Origin of the sequence: Halobacillus rhizosphaerae, assembly GCF_046719735.1 — a bacterium.
Taxonomy (GTDB): domain Bacteria; phylum Bacillota; class Bacilli; order Bacillales; family Halobacillaceae; genus Halobacillus_B; species Halobacillus_B rhizosphaerae.
In genome coordinates this window covers 55,158-71,335 of the sequence record NZ_JAUTWQ010000013.1, presented here as the reverse complement: position 1 = coordinate 71,335, position 16,178 = coordinate 55,158, and the positions used below count along the sequence as shown (strand labels likewise).

Annotated in this window: 12 protein-coding genes; 9 read left to right on the top strand and 3 right to left on the bottom strand. The window is 39.9% G+C overall.

Features of this window, described 5'->3' with window-relative positions:
- Positions 1–143: 143 nt before the first annotated feature.
- Together Q7A53_RS14775 and Q7A53_RS14770 are read left to right on the top strand one after the other, a co-directional pair.
- A complete protein-coding gene (locus Q7A53_RS14775; RefSeq protein WP_411789950.1) occupies positions 144–3,764 on the top strand; it encodes a pullulanase in 3,621 nt (1,206 codons plus the stop codon).
- A 145-nt stretch (positions 3,765–3,909) separates the two neighbouring features.
- Positions 3,910–4,941, top strand: coding sequence for a LacI family DNA-binding transcriptional regulator (locus tag Q7A53_RS14770; RefSeq protein ID WP_411789949.1), 1,032 nt, complete (start codon positions 3,910–3,912; stop codon positions 4,939–4,941).
- A gap of 219 nt (positions 4,942–5,160) precedes the next feature.
- On the opposite strand, the gene Q7A53_RS14765 is transcribed toward Q7A53_RS14770, so the two are convergent.
- Complete coding sequence (locus tag Q7A53_RS14765) at positions 5,161–6,501, bottom strand: sugar porter family MFS transporter (RefSeq protein WP_411789948.1); 1,341 nt, start codon at positions 6,499–6,501, stop codon at positions 5,161–5,163.
- 214 nt (positions 6,502–6,715) lie between these two features.
- On the opposite strand from Q7A53_RS14765, the gene Q7A53_RS14760 reads away from it, so the two are divergent.
- A complete protein-coding gene (locus Q7A53_RS14760; protein WP_411789947.1) occupies positions 6,716–7,624 on the top strand; it encodes a PP2C family serine/threonine-protein phosphatase in 909 nt (302 codons plus the stop codon).
- A 106-nt stretch (positions 7,625–7,730) separates the two neighbouring features.
- Here Q7A53_RS14760 and Q7A53_RS14755 read toward each other — a convergent pair whose 3' ends face one another.
- The gene (locus tag Q7A53_RS14755; RefSeq protein WP_411789946.1) at positions 7,731–9,140 is read right to left on the bottom strand and encodes a Na+/H+ antiporter NhaC family protein; all 1,410 of its coding nucleotides are present in this window, start codon (positions 9,138–9,140) and stop codon (positions 7,731–7,733) included.
- 282 nt (positions 9,141–9,422) lie between these two features.
- Between Q7A53_RS14755 and Q7A53_RS14750 the strand changes: the two genes are divergently transcribed.
- From Q7A53_RS14750 to Q7A53_RS14735, 4 genes are all read left to right on the top strand, one after another.
- Positions 9,423–10,283 carry a GAF domain-containing protein gene (locus Q7A53_RS14750; RefSeq protein WP_411789945.1) on the top strand — a complete coding sequence of 287 codons (861 nt, stop codon included), beginning with the start codon at positions 9,423–9,425 and terminating at the stop codon, positions 10,281–10,283.
- Positions 10,284–10,381: 98 nt separating this feature from the next.
- On the top strand, positions 10,382–10,822 hold the full coding sequence (locus Q7A53_RS14745; RefSeq protein ID WP_411789944.1) for an SRPBCC family protein: 441 nt from the start codon (positions 10,382–10,384) through the stop codon (positions 10,820–10,822).
- A 96-nt stretch (positions 10,823–10,918) separates the two neighbouring features.
- Positions 10,919–12,058: a DEAD/DEAH box helicase gene (locus Q7A53_RS14740; RefSeq protein WP_411789943.1), complete on the top strand. Its 1,140-nt coding sequence runs from the start codon at positions 10,919–10,921 to the stop codon at positions 12,056–12,058.
- A gap of 293 nt (positions 12,059–12,351) precedes the next feature.
- Complete coding sequence (locus tag Q7A53_RS14735) at positions 12,352–13,146, top strand: CAP domain-containing protein (protein ID WP_411789942.1); 795 nt, start codon at positions 12,352–12,354, stop codon at positions 13,144–13,146.
- A 69-nt stretch (positions 13,147–13,215) separates the two neighbouring features.
- Here Q7A53_RS14735 and Q7A53_RS14730 read toward each other — a convergent pair whose 3' ends face one another.
- Positions 13,216–13,860, bottom strand: coding sequence for a LysE family translocator (locus tag Q7A53_RS14730; protein WP_411789941.1), 645 nt, complete (start codon positions 13,858–13,860; stop codon positions 13,216–13,218).
- A gap of 277 nt (positions 13,861–14,137) precedes the next feature.
- Between Q7A53_RS14730 and Q7A53_RS14725 the strand changes: the two genes are divergently transcribed.
- Both Q7A53_RS14725 and Q7A53_RS14720 read left to right on the top strand, forming a co-directional pair.
- Entirely contained in the window at positions 14,138–15,145 is a 1,008-nt protein-coding gene (locus tag Q7A53_RS14725; RefSeq protein ID WP_411789940.1) for a LacI family DNA-binding transcriptional regulator, read from the top strand.
- A gap of 20 nt (positions 15,146–15,165) precedes the next feature.
- On the top strand, positions 15,166–16,119 hold the full coding sequence (locus Q7A53_RS14720; RefSeq protein ID WP_411789939.1) for a sugar kinase: 954 nt from the start codon (positions 15,166–15,168) through the stop codon (positions 16,117–16,119).
- The last annotated feature ends 59 nt before the right edge of the window (positions 16,120–16,178 follow it).

Genomic DNA, 16,178 nt, shown 5'->3' with positions numbered 1-16,178 from the left:
TAGATAATTGTGGTACATTTGAATTGTTAAATGTAAGCGGTTTTATGAAATTTATTTTTTTGTTCTTTTGATTAAACGTTTAATCAAAAAAGGAGGGCTGGGTAACTGAATCCACTAATTGATCTTTACAGGGAGGAAATATAATGCATAAAAGCTTCAAAGCAGGACTGGCTGTATTCCTAGTCATGCTCTTAGCCGCGTTTCTTACTTTTCAACCTGATTCTTCTTTAGCAGAAAAATCACATCAAAGCAAAGTTAAAGCTATGGAAGGGACAAACATCCCAGAAGGATACATACGTATACATTACAAGAGACTGGATGGAAATTATGAAGGATGGGGCCTTCATCTGTGGAATGAAAACGGAGATGCTCCCGCTATTAATTATACAGTGGACTGGGGAGAACCGATCCTTTTCGATAAGGTAAACAAGTGGGGAGTTTATCAGGATATAAAGGTTTCAAAGATTACGAACGGTTTGAACTTTATTATTCATAAAGGGGATGTAAAAGATACCTCTCAAGATCGAACCTTTCCTAAATCAGGTGAAAGAGAGTTCTGGCTAGTGCAAGGTCAAACTCAGGTGTACTTATCCAAGCCCGAAATAACGAATGAATTAACCTATGCTGAAATTAGCGAAAAGAATCAAGTGGTCGGTCACATGAACCGGACGGTTGAGGATGAATTCGCTCAAGATATTCAAGTACTTAATCAGCAAGGAGACCAATTGGCCATTCAAGATCTCGTTTTTCAGGGACAGCAATTCATTGTGACCTTGAAGAGTGATTTGGATTTAGACCAGCCTTATAAATTAAAGTTTAACGGAAAAGAAAAGCCGGCAAAAATATCCTGGCAGCTTATGGACAAGGAATTCACCTATAAAGGAAATGATCTAGGTGCGACGCTCTTGAAAAATGGAGAAGCAAAGATTAAATTTTGGTCTCCGCCGGCATCTGAAGTTTCCGTCATTCTTTATGATAAAGATGATCAAACCAAGGTCATCAAAAAGGATATACCTATGGTAAAAGGGGATAATGGGGTCTGGCAGATTACGCTGGATCCATCCAATACAGGCATTGCCAATTTAACGAACTATTACTACCAATATAAAATTCGTGTTTATGGAGAGACCCATATAGGATTAGATCCCTATGCAAAATCAATGGCTGCCTTTACGAATGAAGATAATGATTCAGTAGGGAAAGCAGCAATTGTAGATCCCTCTTCCATTGGACCAAAACTGGATTATGCACATATTGATGGCTATGAAAAAAGGGAAGATGCAATTATTTGGGAAGCGCATGTAAGAGACTTTACGTCTGACCCTGGTATTGATTCCGAATTGAATTCTAAATTCGGTACATTCGCTGCCTTTGCTGAAAAGCTCGATTACCTGAAAAAATTGGGAGTGACTCATATTCAACTGCTTCCTGTAATGAAATATTACTATGGAAATGAACTTAAAAATGAGCGTGAACTTGAGTATTCCGCCCAGAACAACAATTATAACTGGGGTTATGACCCTCATAATTATTTTTCACCAACGGGTATGTATTCAGAACAGCCTGAAGATCCGCAGGCAAGAATTGCGGAATTAAAACAGTTGATTAAAGAGATTCATAAGAGAGACATGGGAGTTATTCTCGATGTGGTCTATAACCATACGGCAAGTTTAGATATATTAGGGGATCTTGTCCCCAATTATTATCACTTTATGGATAATGAGGGAAATCCCAAGACTGGCTATGGCGGAGGAAAGATCGGTACTACTCATTCTATGTCACGCAAGATCTTAAGCGATTCTATCCGTTATTTGACAGACGAATATAAAGTAGATGGGTACCGGTTTGATTTAATGGGAGATCTAGATGCGAAGAGTGTCCAGATGGCATATAATCAAGCGAAAGAATTAAATCCGGACATTCTGATGCTGGGAGAAGGGTGGAGAACCTTTGTCGGAGATGGAAATGAAGAAGATGAAGTCACCCCTGCTGATCAGGACTGGATGGATGAGACGAATGGTGCGGCTGTATTTTCAGACGAAATGAGAAACGAGTTAAAATCCGGGTTTGGCAGTGAAGGAGAACCTCGATTTATTACAGGAGGACCACGAAATATCCAAACGATTTTTAATAATATCAAAGCTCAACCGAGTAATATTCAAGCTGATGATCCGGGAGACGTAGTTCAATACATTGCTGCTCATGATAACTTAACTTTGCATGATGTGATTGCTCAGTCTATTAAAAAAGATCCTGCCACTAACGAGGAAGAAATACAACGGCGGATCCGACTAGGCAATTCTTTAATCCTGACCAGCCAAGGAACTTCCTTCCTCCATGCCGGACAGGAGTATGGAAGAACAAAGCAATGGAAGGCAGATGGAAAACCGGAAGATAAAGCAACTTATATGGTAGATGAAAATGGGGATCCATTTCAATATCCTTATTTCATCAATGATTCTTATGATTCATCAGATGCAGTTAATATGTTTGATTGGAGTAAAGTGACAGATCCAGGAATCCAAAGAGATACCATGGAATATACAAGAGGTTTGATTCAGCTGAGGAAGTCTACCAATGCCTTCAGTCTAGGAACCAAGGACGAAGTGAATGAGAATGTAAATCTTATTAAAGCTCCGGAAATAAAAGATAATGACTTGTTCATAGGTTACAGGAATGAAGCAACTGATGGGACAGGTACCTATTATGTTTTTGTTAACGGAGACCAGAATAAACGAACTATTAGCTTACAAGAGGATTTAACCCAGGGAGAGGTTCTTGTGGACCGTAACCGTGCCGGAGTAAAAGAAATCAAATCTCCTAAAGGTGTGGATGTGAAAGAGAATCAGATCACAATAGACCCATTGACGACCGTGGTCATTAAAGTGTCATCCGCTCGTCTTGCCGGAAAAAATCGTTATGAGACAGCGGTCGAGGTGTCGAAAGCAGGGTGGAGTCAATCTGATACAGTAGTTATTGCTAGAGGGGACGAATTTGCTGATGCACTTGCAGGCGCTCCACTAGCCTATAAGCAGAATGCTCCTATTCTATTAACACATTCCAATTATATAGATGTAGAGGTTCGAAAAGAGGTAGAACGCTTAGGTGCCAAGCATGCTATTGTACTGGGAGGTCCCAATGCGGTATCTAAGTATGCTGTTTATCAACTGGAAGGGTTGGGGCTTACAATTGAAAGAATTAAGGGGAAAGATCGTTTTGGTACAGCGATGAATATTGCCGCTCGGCTTGATGGCAACCCGGATAAAGCCCTGGTAGTGAATGGGGATAAATTTCCCGATGCTTTATCTGCCGCTCCATATGCTGCCAAGAAAGGGTATCCAATTTTATTAACAAAAGAAAAAGAGCTTCCTAATGCCACTTCGCTTGTGCTCCATGATATTAAGCAAACGATTGTAGTAGGAGGAGACGGAGCAGTCAGTCAGGCTGTGATGGATCAGTTACCTGATGCTGTAAGGTTTAGTGGGAGAAATCGTTATGAAACCTCTGCAGCAGTAGCTGCTAATTTATACGGAAAGAGTAAGACGGTATTTGTTTCAACAGGGGAGAAATTTGCTGACGCCCTGACAGGTTCTGTCTTAGCAGCGAAATATAACGCACCTTCTCTGTTAGTGAAGAAAGAAAGTGTGCCGGCGAATATTGAAAATGCTTATGATAATCTAGGAGTTAACATGCTGTATATTTTAGGAGGAACTGGGGCGGTAAGTGATCAAGTCAAAAATCAGCTTACCATTCAAGATAGATAGTAACTACTAGTCGAAGAGGGAATACCGATAGGGTATTTCCTCTTTTTATGGATTCTGTTAGAGCGTGGAACAACTCCTAAGTGATAAAGGTAGAATATGATATGATTTATCTATAAAACTCTAACTCTTAATGAGGTCTGAAAACATGATTCCGAGAGATATTAATATTAAATTTATAGCTGAACAAGCGAATGTATCTATTGCTACTGTTTCAAACGTAATCAATCAAAAAGGGAGAGTTTCTCAGAAAACAGCCGTACGGGTCCGGCAGGTTATAGAGGAATATCGTTATCGTGGAAATTTGGCTGCCAGGAATTTACGTACGAATAGATCCTATTTATTTGGTTTGGTCGTTGCATTAACAAAACCAGAGGATAAACTCCACGATAATCCTTTTTATTGGGATTTAGTTTCTGGAATAGAATCTGCTGTCAGGGAGAATGAATTTGTTGTGGCATTAAAGGGCGTCTCATCAAAAGAAGAACTTTCCTCCTTCATTAGAGAGAGAAGTCTTGATGGATTAATTGTCGTAGGGGCGCATGAGGGCTCCATATTGGTTGAACAAGTGAAAGAATTTGATATGCCCACCGTGTATATAGACTGTTATTTAAATGATCCGAGTGTATACCAAATTCATAGTGATGATCATGATGGTGGTTACAAAGCTGCGAGACATCTAATTGATTTGGGGCACCGAGAGATATGTTTGCTTTCCGGAGAAATTACTCCAAATACAGTAAATTACTTTCGTTGGAAGGGCTATAAAAAGGCCCTTCAGGAACAAGGAATCTATGATCATAAGAAATTGATCGAAACCGAAACATCTGCTCACGGAGGGTATACAGCTTTATCCGGAATTATAGAACAGTTTCCAGAAGTTACGGCCATGGTGACTTTTTCTGATATCACAGCTCTTGGTCTTTATAAAGGATTGAATGAACGTGGATATCGGATACCAGAAGACTATTCTATAACAGGTTTTGATGGCACCTATTTTGCGGAATATATTATTCCGGCTTTAACTACAATTAAACAGGATATTGGGTTAAAAGGTGTTACGGCCGTTCAACTGCTTTTTGATCAAATGGATGGGAAAACTAAAGAAACTAACCGAGTTTCACTGCCTGTAGCTTTATGTAGAGGAAGCAGTACGGCACCTAGACCTGCATTTGAATAGAGAAGTTCATTAGAAAACGAAATAAACAAGTTCTTCATTAATTGATGAACACAAAAAAAGGCAGGGACAAGAGTCGATTAGCCATTAACAAATCCGCACGATGATGAATGGTTAAGGCCGCCTTTTCATCCTCGTACGGATTTAGATTTGGGCCATATCCTTATGTCTCAGCCTCTGATGAATTAATATCAACAACTCCTCTAAAAAAGTTAGCAGGAGTTAGGAAGCAGTAGTTCCACGTAAATCATTTTCAATTTCTTCAAGACTTTTTCCTTTTGTTTCCGGTACAAATTTAAGAACAAACAAGAAGGCGCATACACCCATAACTGCAAAGATCACAAACACGCCTGCTGTTCCAATGGCATCCAGCAGAACAGGGAAGAATAGAGAGACTACAAGGTTACCTGCAGACAGCACTAGAGTGGTAATTCCAGTAGCGGCTCCACGTGCTTTTAATGGGAAAAGTTCTGGAAGCATGACCCAAACAACAGGTCCCCAGGTTGCAGAGAAGAAAACAATAAATAAACCAAGGAAAACTACCGTCAACCATGCAATCGCTGTCGTGAGCTCCGCGGTAAACAGAATAGTCGCTAAAACAGCTAAACTAACGACCATGCCTACATTACCGATCAGCAGCAGTTTCTTTCTTCCCAGCTTATCAATGGTAGCAATGGCTACGAGTGTCATAAGTACATTGACGATACCAATACCCACGGTTCCAAGTATGGAAGCTGAATCTCCAAGACCGGCTTTTGTGAAGATAGTCGGGGCGTAATAGATAACCGCATTAATACCGATTAATTGTTGGAAAAGTGCAAGTACACATCCGGTAATTAGCATCGGACGAAGCCATTTCGATTTAAGAATATCCATTGTACTTTCTTCGATTTCTTCAATCTTTTTCATTTCTTTCATTTCGTTATCAATTTCGCTTTTCTCTCTTGTTAAGCCCATGACCTCTCTTGCTTCTTTCTCGCGGTTCCGTTTAATTAACCAACGAGGACTCTCCGGCATAAATAATACCCCAACCATAAGCAGAATGGCCGGAACAGATGCAATTCCTAACATCCAGCGCCATCCATCTATAGGCGCAAACGCATAATTCACGAGATAAGCAAGTAAGATCCCGATGGTGATCATTAATTGGTTTAAAGAAGCAAGTGCCCCTCGTGAACGAGTCGGAGCCATTTCAGAAAGATATACAGGAACGATAGCCGTTGAACCACCAACAGCCAGACCTAAAATGACACGGCCGATTATAAGTACAACTGCATTCGGAGAAAATGCTAGAGTGAAGGATCCAATTAAGTATACTAATGCAATAGAAAATACTACTTTCCTCCTGCCAAATCTATCTGAGACATATCCACTCATGCCAGCTCCGGCAATCGCACCAATGAGTAAAGAACTTACAACTAATCCTTTCATAAAGCTTGTCAGTGGAATATCGTCGGGAATGTATAGTAGAGCACCAGAGATAACGCCCGTATCATACCCATACAAAAGACCGCCTAAAGCTCCAAAAAAGAAAATCCAGCCTTTACTAATATTTTTATACATGAATTTTCCCACCCTTCCTAAAAGATTTACCCACACAATATTTTCCACTGATAATACAAAACCAAACATTAAACCTCCTAATTTTTAGGTTAATTAAGGGGTTTTATGGAAGTGAAGTGAAGGTGACCTATATTTTGGATTTTTTTAAAAGCAGTCTTTCTTTAGAATAGAAGGTAAGGGTAATCATTTAAATCGACAAAAGAGGAGAGAGCCTATGAAGGATGATCGAGAGAATCTATCTGTACCACCAGTTTATGATAACGCAGGAAGTAAGGGAATAACTTCTATCGAAACATATACGGTGAAAGGGGATGGTGTGGTAAATGAAGATGTGTTAATTACCCGTCCTGACTATTCGATTTACGGAGTAGCAGACGGGGTAACCTCACTAAGTTCGTATCAAAATGAAGAAGGTCATACGGGAGGGTATCTGGCGGCCAATTTAGTAAAACAGCAATTTGAACAGGAAGATAAACCTTCTCTGTTTGAATCTGTTAAAGAAGCAAACGATCAACTAAGATCTCAAATGGAACGCTGTCATATTGATTTATCGAATAAAGACTTCTTATGGGGGAGCGCTCTGTGTGTTATTCAGCTTACGGATAAAGGAATAGAGTTTATCCAGACAGGAGATTGTATGGCGTTTGCCGTTTATACATATGGTGATGTGCGGGTGCTTACTAGCAGGCAGGTCCTTCATTTAGAAGAAAAGTCGCTTTTAAAATGGAAAGAAGGAATAGAAAAGGGATTAAAAACGAGAGAGGATCTCCGCAGCTATGTTCGAAGCAGGTTAAAATCAAATCGCCGTTTTAGTAATACTGCCCAGGGTTACGGCGTATTGAATGGAGAGAGTGAAGCCATTGATTTTCTCGAATACGGTAAAATCAATAACAATCAAATTCAGAAATTAATTATGCTCACTGACGGGTTGTTCTTTCCAGAAGAGCTTGTGCCTGAAGGAAGTGGATACTGGGAGCACAATATTCAGCTTCTCTTAGAAAAAGGCCTGGAGAAGTATACAGAAGAATTAATAGAGCTTGAAGAGGACGATAGCGAATGCTTGAAATATCCGCGATTTAAAAAGTCAGATGACAAGGCCGGTATTATCCTTCATTTTGATTAAGAGAATCCTTTGCTTAAGCTGCTGTTTATGAGTGAAGTCTTTCCAGAAAACACACTGAAGTGAAGCGGGATCAGAAATATGTGATCCCGCCATATAGCGGAGGTCCTCAGGTGAAAAAGGATAGACTGAAATAGAGACAAGCGGATATGGCAACGGCGATTAGTGCGGGTTTTAATTTAAACTTTGCATACTTAATTACGTTTAAGTTTAGTATCCCGGCAGTGGTATTTGTATTGTCGCTTAGAGGGGAAGAAAAGGCTCCGAATGTTCCGCTGGCAAATACAGCACCAATGACAATAGGAATAGGACTGCCAGCAGCTGTGGCAATTGAGATTCCGACAGGCATGAGAATACCCCACGTTCCCCATGAGGAGCCTATGAAATAGGATAATCCGCAGCCCAGCAAAAACACAATGACGGCCACAAATTGCCCTGGAATCCAAGCGAATGAAGAAGAAATAGTTTCGGCGAAATTCAAGGCTTCCGATCCTTTCCCAAGTCCCCATACGAGAGCTAGCAGCAATATAACCCCCATCATATCATTTCCACCATCAATGATAGAGTCCATCATCTTTCGCAAAGACAATTGACCAATTTTCAAATAAATGACAAATAAAATAACGGTCAGTATGACGGCAAGGACCATCGCGTCAAGGACATTGGCATTAATTAATGCTTGGAATCCAGTCTGGTTATTTTCTCTGCCCAGCATAAACATGAGGATAAAAGTGAAGACGATGACGCCGGCGAGCGGTACAATAAGATTCCAGGGCCGGGCAGGCAGCTCTTTGGTGACGGCAGGATGGCAGTCTTCCCATTGATCATCGTCCTCTTCAGGATTCAATGAACCTTCCTCCGCGTTAGTAGCTTGTGTTTTACTTCTATGGAAAAAACTTAAATAAAAACCTAGCAGAAGCATTGCCAGAGCAAAGAAGTTAAAGGGGATACTTTTCAAATACAGCAAGTAAGCATCACCGCTTGTACCCGCTTGCTGCAGAGACAATTCGATTACGGAGGTCATATACCCAACGAATGCAGTGGCCACAGGTATGATAACTACCAGAGGAGAAGCGGTCGTTTCAATTACAAAACCGAGCTCCTGCTTAGTCATTGGAACTTTCGTCCTCATCGCTTTCATAACTGGGGCAATCGTTACGATCCGAAAACTCGGAGCACTGAATGTTCCCACAGAAGAAAGCCAGGTTAAGATAAAGGCTCCGCGCTTATCTTTGATTCTTGCTGTTGCTGCCTGGACGAACCCCTTAATTCCACCTGACATTTTAATAAGTCCTATGAGTGCAGAAAATGTATATAGAAAAATAATAATTTTTAAATTGTTACTATCCGATAATCCTTGAATAATGAAGTCTAAAGCAGTTGTTAATCCTGATAGTAAGTGAGGATCAACTAAGTAACCAGCTATAATGACCGCAAATAACAAGCTGGGAATCACCTGTTTTGTCCAAATGGCAGTACCAATAACGACTAAAAAGGGAATAATAGAGATCCATTGCATAGCTATACCTCTCTCTTTATGTGCTTTCTCTATCTTGTGTGGAAAGCGGGCAAAGTATGCGGTGGAGGGCCTAGAATAACAAGTGGATCTTAGTCATGCTAGGAACTGAAATGTAATTCACATTTGTTCCGAAAGAGCTGACTGGCATCAATTGGAAAATATTTCTGAAAAAAACATTGAAAAATAAGCATAATTTTTTATAAAAGAGGGTAAATAACCGAGGAACTTTATGCAATTAGGAACGTCCTCTTAATTTTTATTGAACAGAAAGGTGAGTACGAAATGGTTATTGCCCCGCATATTGCAGGTAAGCAAATTAAAAGTTTTAAGAATTTAGAAGAAGCTTCTTCCAGTATTTTAAAATTAATGGCTCAATATATTGGCATGAACACATTATTTATAGCTAGGAACGATACCTTTACGAATGAAATTCTAAAATCCATCAATAAAGAAGAAGTGTTAATTACGGAAGGAGACACGCTTCCTTTTGAAGAAACCTTTTGCAAACTGAGCGTTGAGAATGGCAATGATACGCTGATCATTTCTGATATAACAAAGAATGACCGCACGAAAGATTTAGATGTGACCTCTAAACTTGGCGGTGGCAGCTTTATAGGGATTCCGATCTATTATGATAATCTGGAGGTTTATGGAACGATTTGTGGTTTAGATCCTCTCCCGCTTCAATTCTCAGAGGAAGATATAGAAATGTTTGAAACGATGGCATCTTTACTTTCTTATGTCATTGAACTGGAAAGTGCTCACAATCAAATTAATAAATTATCCGCGCCGTTTGTTCCTTTGACAAGTGGTGCAGCAATCCTGCCTATTATTGGGGATGTTAGTGAAGATCGGGTTGATGTCATTATTCAGTTAACGTTGTCTAAATGTCAGGAGCTGGATCTTGATTATTTAGTGATTGATTTATCTGGAATACTTCATATAAATGCTGAAGTGAGCAGAAATTTGCTGAAAATAGTCAATATACTTCAGTTAATTGGAGTTACACCATTATTAATCGGGATTCGCCCTGACTTAGCTATGAAAGCAGCTGAAATTAAAGCAGAACTGCGGGAAGTAATCTTTAAGCCTAATTTAGAGAGCGCCTTGAAGGAGATAGGTCTATCAATCAATACGATATAATTATCAGCTTTATAAAAACACTCTTCCAACCATTACATAAAGCACACAAATCAGCAGTCCGCACTATCTAGTTAAAATGACAAAAGGGAGGGAATGGTGTGGGGTTTTTAGAAAAGAGTGTAGTTGTAAAAAGACCAATACAAGAAGTGTTTGCAGCAGCGGCTGATTTTTCAAATAGTCCTCAAATTATGGAGCCAGTGGTGGCAGTTGAGTTATTAACCGACGGCCCTGTCAGGAAAGGCTATCAATTTAAGGAAATTCGAGAAATCAGAGGAAGAAAAGTTCCCTCTATAATCGAAGTCACAGAATTTGATGAAAATGTGAAATATGCTGTAAGAAGCCGGCAGCAGGGGATTGAGTTGAACTACTTTTACACGTTCACGCAGACTTCGGAAGGTACTCGAATCGATTTTAACGGGGAATTAATTACCGAGGGCATCAGAAATAAATTAGCTAAACCATTTCTGCAGAAGATCATAAAGAAAGAAGATCAGAATCATTTGGAGCATTTAAAGGACTATATCGAAAACGGGCAGTGACAGTGGTATAATAGGGTTACTAAAAAAGTGCAGGGGTCTCTGTCCTATTCAGTATGGAAAGAGACCTATTTTTTGTGGGGAAAGGAAAATGACTTAATGAGTGAAAAACAATCCAGCTGGCGTAGTGAGCTGCCAGCCTTCTTAGAAGAAGCCTGGAGCCATGCCGATTATCAATCGCCGACAAAGGTGCAGGACAAATCGATTCCGTTCATTTTGGATGGTCGTGATGTGATAGCGGAGGCCCCTACAGGAAGCGGGAAAACAATCGCTTATTTGCTGCCGCTCTTACAGAAAATCGATCCTGAAAAGAAGCGCACTCAGGTGTTAGTTCTAGCTTCTTCTCATGAGCTGGTTATGCAAATTAACGCGGAGGTTCAAGCATGGACTAAAGGAAGTGGAATTACGAGTGCGAGCTTAATAGGGGGCGCCAATGTTAAGCGGCAGATAGATAAGCTTAAGAAAAAGCCGAATATTGTAATGGGAACGCCCGGGCGTGTAAATGAGCTCATTCAAAAGAAAAAATTGAAGGCTCATGAATTTCAAACGATTGTTCTTGATGAAGCCGATCAGCTTTTGGTTCCTGAGCATATGAAAATGGTCCAGCAGATTATCAATAGCAGTCTGAAAGAACGACAACTGTTAATCTTCTCAGCAACTTTGCCAGAGAAAGTAGAAGAACTGGCTGCGAACTTTATGAAGGATGCAGAAGTGATACGAATTCAGCAAGAAGAAATGAAGCCGGAAGTGACTCACGGATATATTTCTTGTGAAGATCGTGAAAAGGTTGAATTGCTAAGAAAAGCTGCTAGAACGAAGGATTTTAAAGGACTCGCTTTTATGAAGGATATTGGCAGCCTGACGGTTTTTAAGGAGAAATTAGAATTTCATCATCTAGATCTTGCGGTTCTTCATAGTGATGCGAAGAAAGAACAGAGAGCAAAAGCACTAAAAGGATTCCGTAATGGGGACTGGTCTTTGCTATTAGCTACTGATGTGGCAGCGAGAGGCTTGGATATCCCCGATATCAATTATATTGTTAATCTTGATATACCTAAAGAAATATCCAGTTACATCCACCGGGCAGGAAGGACGTCACGTATTGGCTCGCAGGAGGCTGGTACTGTTCTATCCTTAGTCAATTCCGTAGAAGAAAAGCGATTGAAAAAATACGCTCGTGACTTAAACATTCCCCTTCAAAGAAAAGAAATTTACAAGGGTGAGATAAAAGATAATTAGCTCTATAGATAGAGACCTTTTTTAGGTCTCTTTGTTTTTTATGAGCCAAATGTTTCACTGTAATTACATATTCTAATACTTATATACTATTAATCGAATTGTAATTGAAATATTAGTAGATCTTTCCTCTCGATATATCAATTTCAGGACTTTTATCCCTGATAACAGAAAAAAATGGAGAAATTCAATGAATGAAAGGCCTGTTTATGGATAACAATGGTCTCTTGTTGGCGCTTCCTTTCCATGACATACTCAACGTGTGAGTTTCAAAAAAATAAACAAGGAGCGATGACATGATTAAAAAGTTTCTATTCATCATAGTAGCCGTACTGGCTATGGTTTCAGCTGCAACCCCTGCTTTTGCTCAAGACACTTCCAAATCAATCACAATTCAATCAAAAGACTGTCAGCAATTAACTAATCAACTTCAAACTTGGCTGAAGGATAATCATATTAAATTTGACCAATCTTCACTTCAGAAGACAATCAATAAGTATTTTCAAGTAAGACAAAGTCCTGCTCCATCTAAGGATCAAGCGCAAGACCAACAAGATAAAGCTCAAACCCAAGATCAATCTAAAGATCAGCCTAAGCAAGAACAACCTAAAAAGGCGAGTCAACAACAATCGACTCAGAAAGCACCTGAACAAACGAATACAAATGACCAATCTAATAGTTCTCTAGATCAGTACCAGCCTTCTCAATACGAGAAGAAAGTGGTTCAACTTGTCAATGACGAGCGTGCTAAACAAGGTTTGGATCCGCTGAAAATGAACAATCGTTTAAGCGGACTGGCTCATATGAAATCAAAAGATATGGCCGATAACAATTACTTTTCCCATACCTCTCCAACGTATGGTTCTCCATTTGAAATGATGAAGCAATTTGACTTCAATTACCGTACGGCGGGTGAGAACATTGCAGCTGGACAGCGTACTCCGGAATCAGTCGTTCAGGGATGGATGAATAGTCCTGGTCACCGTGCCAATATCTTGAATGAAAGCTTCACTCAAATTGGCGTAGGATACGTTGAAGGTTCAGGACAGTATGGTACGTATTGGACTCAAGAGTTTATCACTCCCCAATAATAAAAAATAACAATCTATGAAAAGAGTCGGGCTCAACAAGAGCTCGTCTCTTTTTTTTATGGCTGATTGTTAAAGAAGAGCTTTAAGGCCAAGTGTAATGCCTTTATAGCCAAAGTGCAGTCCGAAACCTATAAGCACAAGGCTCGCTGTCAGGTGAATCCACTTAATAAATCTTGGCTGTAAGAACGTTTTGCTGAAGTGAATGGTTAGAGCAAGATTCAAGTTCCATAAGGCTATTCCAACAAACACAAGTGTACTTAACAAAAAAGAATGAAGCAGATTTGCTTTTTCAAATGCCGCCCCTAAAATCGATCCGTAAATGCTAATCCAAAAAAGCAGATTCATAGGATTCGTTCCCGCAATCAAAAAGCCCTTTGCATAAGAGCCAAACTTTGGATGCGCAGCAGAAGACCTTTCCATCCCCTGATGTTGATAGTGATCAGAAACGTGGAGACTAGTCCAGCCTGACTGAAGTAAAATGACACATCCAAATAACATTAGCAGAATCTTAACCCACAAAATAGTAAGAAAGTAAGAAAGTCCGAGAAACATCATGCTCATGAGTAAAAGATCGGAAGACATACCTCCAAGTCCAACGCAAAAAGACGGCCAAAACCCATAGGAAAGACCTCTTTTAATAATTTCTATATTAATCGGCCCCACTGGTGCAGCGATAGATAATCCGAGGAAAATATAGCTGATTAATAAGGTCAAGCCACTCCATCCTCTCTTCCTGCTTGTCCTTATTAGTAAATGACATTTGCAGGAAATGTATGACTGATAAAGTCCGTAATAAAAAATTTTTTATAAAAGTTGAAATGCCTACATAAAAGCATTTATTTAAGTTAAATAGAGAGAATTTCTCAGAAAATTGAATAACTGGGGTTGTAAAGCGCTTTCATTACCTCTATACTAGAGCTGTACTTTACTAAACCGATTTACTAAACTGATTTAGTAAAGGGCAATCTGCAGATGATTTGAGGATTTGGCCATGGGAAAAGTAAGGAGAATTACAATTAAAGAAGTAGCTGAGCGTGCAGAGGTTTCCAAAAGTACCGTATCTCAGTTTTTGAACAAAAGGTACGAATACATGGCAACTCTCACTAAAAAAAGAATAGAGGAGGCGATTAAGGATCTTGGGTATCAGCCCAATATTGTAGCAAGAAGCTTGAAACAAAAATCAACAAGAACCATAGGGGTGATCGTCGCGAATATTCTACATACATTTTCAACTGAGGTAAGCCGTGCTATTGAGGATGTTTGTAATCAAAAGGACTTTCACACGATCATATGCAATGCTGATGATCATCCTGAAAAGGAAAAGAAGTACATTGAAATGCTGAGGGCAAAACAAGTTGATGGGTTAATTATTTTTCCAACTGGAAATAATCGAACGCTTTATAAGCAAATGCAGGAGGAAAATTACCCGGTTGTTTTTATAGATAGGGAAGTATCCCAAATTCCGATAACTTCAGTCTTACTTGAAAATAAAAAAGCGGCTTCCATAGCTGTAGACCACTTTATTGAAAAAGGGCATACAAAAATTGCAATGATCACTACTTCTATTATTCATAACGTAACTGCCCGTGTGGAAAGGCTGGAAGGTTATAAGCAGAGTCTTAAAAGAAACGGAATACCCGTTCGCAAAGAATACATTGGGAGTGTCCGGTCCGCTGAAATTCTTGAAACACTTGAGGAGATGCTTAACCTGGATCAACCGCCTAAAGCCGTTTTAGCCGGGAATGACCTGGTATTGATTGAGGTTCTTAAATATATTAAACAACATCATTTAAGAATTCCTGAGGATTTGGCTGTTATAGGAATTGACGATGTGTCATTTGCCAGCTTCTATACTCCCTCGATTACCACAGTGGCCCAGCCGACATTCCAAATGGGTCAATCTGCCGCAGAAATCTTATTTAACAAGATGGAAAGCAGCACAAATAAAGATGCTAGTATTCGATTTGAACCCAAATTAATGGTTCGAAATTCTGGTTAAAGCCGCAGAGGAGGAACAAGATGAGTGAAGTCATAACAATAGGCGACGCGATGATTACTTTCGATCCAGTTCTAACGGGGCCAATGAGAAACTCCCCCTCGTTTAGTAGAAAAGCTGGAGGAGCAGAATTCAATTTTGCAATCGGATGTGCAAGGTTGGGAATGGATGTAAAGTGGCTCAGCTGTCTTGGAAATGATGAATTTGGAAAGTACATTAGGAATTTTGCAAGAGGAGAAGGGATCGACACATCCTCTGTCCGTTTGATGGATGGTTTCCCCACCTCGCTTAACTTTAAAGAAATCCGAGCAGATGGTAGTGGCAGCACTTATTACTACCGAACTCCATCTCCAACCAAAGCGTTAACCGAACAAACCTTGGATGAAAATGCGATACGCAATGCAAAACTTCTTCATATTAGTGGAGTTTTCGCAGCCATTGACCCCAAAAAGAATATTCCTTTACTAAAGAGAGCCGTAACTATCGCAAAAGATCACGGCTTACTGATTTCCTTCGATCCAAATATCCGCTTAAAACTTTGGAGTAAAAAACAAGCAAAAGAGGGTCTTATTGAATTGTTACCCTATGTAGATATCATGCTGACAGGAGAGGAAGAAGCTGAGCTGTTGTTTGGTGTTTCTGATCCAGAATCCATTGTAGATGCCTGCAGAAAATACGGGATTTCTACTATTGCTATAAAAAAAGGTGAGTTAGGAGCAGTTGGTTATCACAACGGAGAATTTATCACGGCTCCGGCAATTCAGCCTAATAAAGTAGTAGATACAGTGGGGGCAGGAGATGGTTTTGATGCTGGGGTAGTATACGGCTTTTTACAAGGCTGGGAGTTAGAAAAGACCCTGAATTTTGCTAATACAATAGGTTCTATGGTTGTTAGTGTTCAAGGAGATAATGAGGGGCTTCCGGAGCTCGAAGATGTACTTGTGCAAACAGGAGAAAAAGAATACCTGGAGCGATAAAGCAAGAGAAACTACGGTTCATTTTGAAAGCGAATTCATTTAAAAATTATACTTGGAGG

Coding starts and splice junctions, on each gene's coding strand:
- Q7A53_RS14770 (WP_411789949.1), top strand. CDS start 3,910: ATGATTCCGAGAGATATTAATATTAAATTTATAGCTGAACAAGCGAAT.
- Q7A53_RS14720 (WP_411789939.1), top strand. CDS start 15,166: ATGAGTGAAGTCATAACAATAGGCGACGCGATGATTACTTTCGATCCA.
- Q7A53_RS14775 (WP_411789950.1), top strand. CDS start 144: ATGCATAAAAGCTTCAAAGCAGGACTGGCTGTATTCCTAGTCATGCTC.
- Q7A53_RS14765 (WP_411789948.1), bottom strand. CDS start 6,501: ATGTATAAAAATATTAGTAAAGGCTGGATTTTCTTTTTTGGAGCTTTA.
- Q7A53_RS14750 (WP_411789945.1), top strand. CDS start 9,423: ATGGTTATTGCCCCGCATATTGCAGGTAAGCAAATTAAAAGTTTTAAG.
- Q7A53_RS14755 (WP_411789946.1), bottom strand. CDS start 9,140: ATGCAATGGATCTCTATTATTCCCTTTTTAGTCGTTATTGGTACTGCC.
- Q7A53_RS14760 (WP_411789947.1), top strand. CDS start 6,716: ATGAAGGATGATCGAGAGAATCTATCTGTACCACCAGTTTATGATAAC.
- Q7A53_RS14725 (WP_411789940.1), top strand. CDS start 14,138: ATGGGAAAAGTAAGGAGAATTACAATTAAAGAAGTAGCTGAGCGTGCA.
- Q7A53_RS14740 (WP_411789943.1), top strand. CDS start 10,919: ATGAGTGAAAAACAATCCAGCTGGCGTAGTGAGCTGCCAGCCTTCTTA.
- Q7A53_RS14735 (WP_411789942.1), top strand. CDS start 12,352: ATGATTAAAAAGTTTCTATTCATCATAGTAGCCGTACTGGCTATGGTT.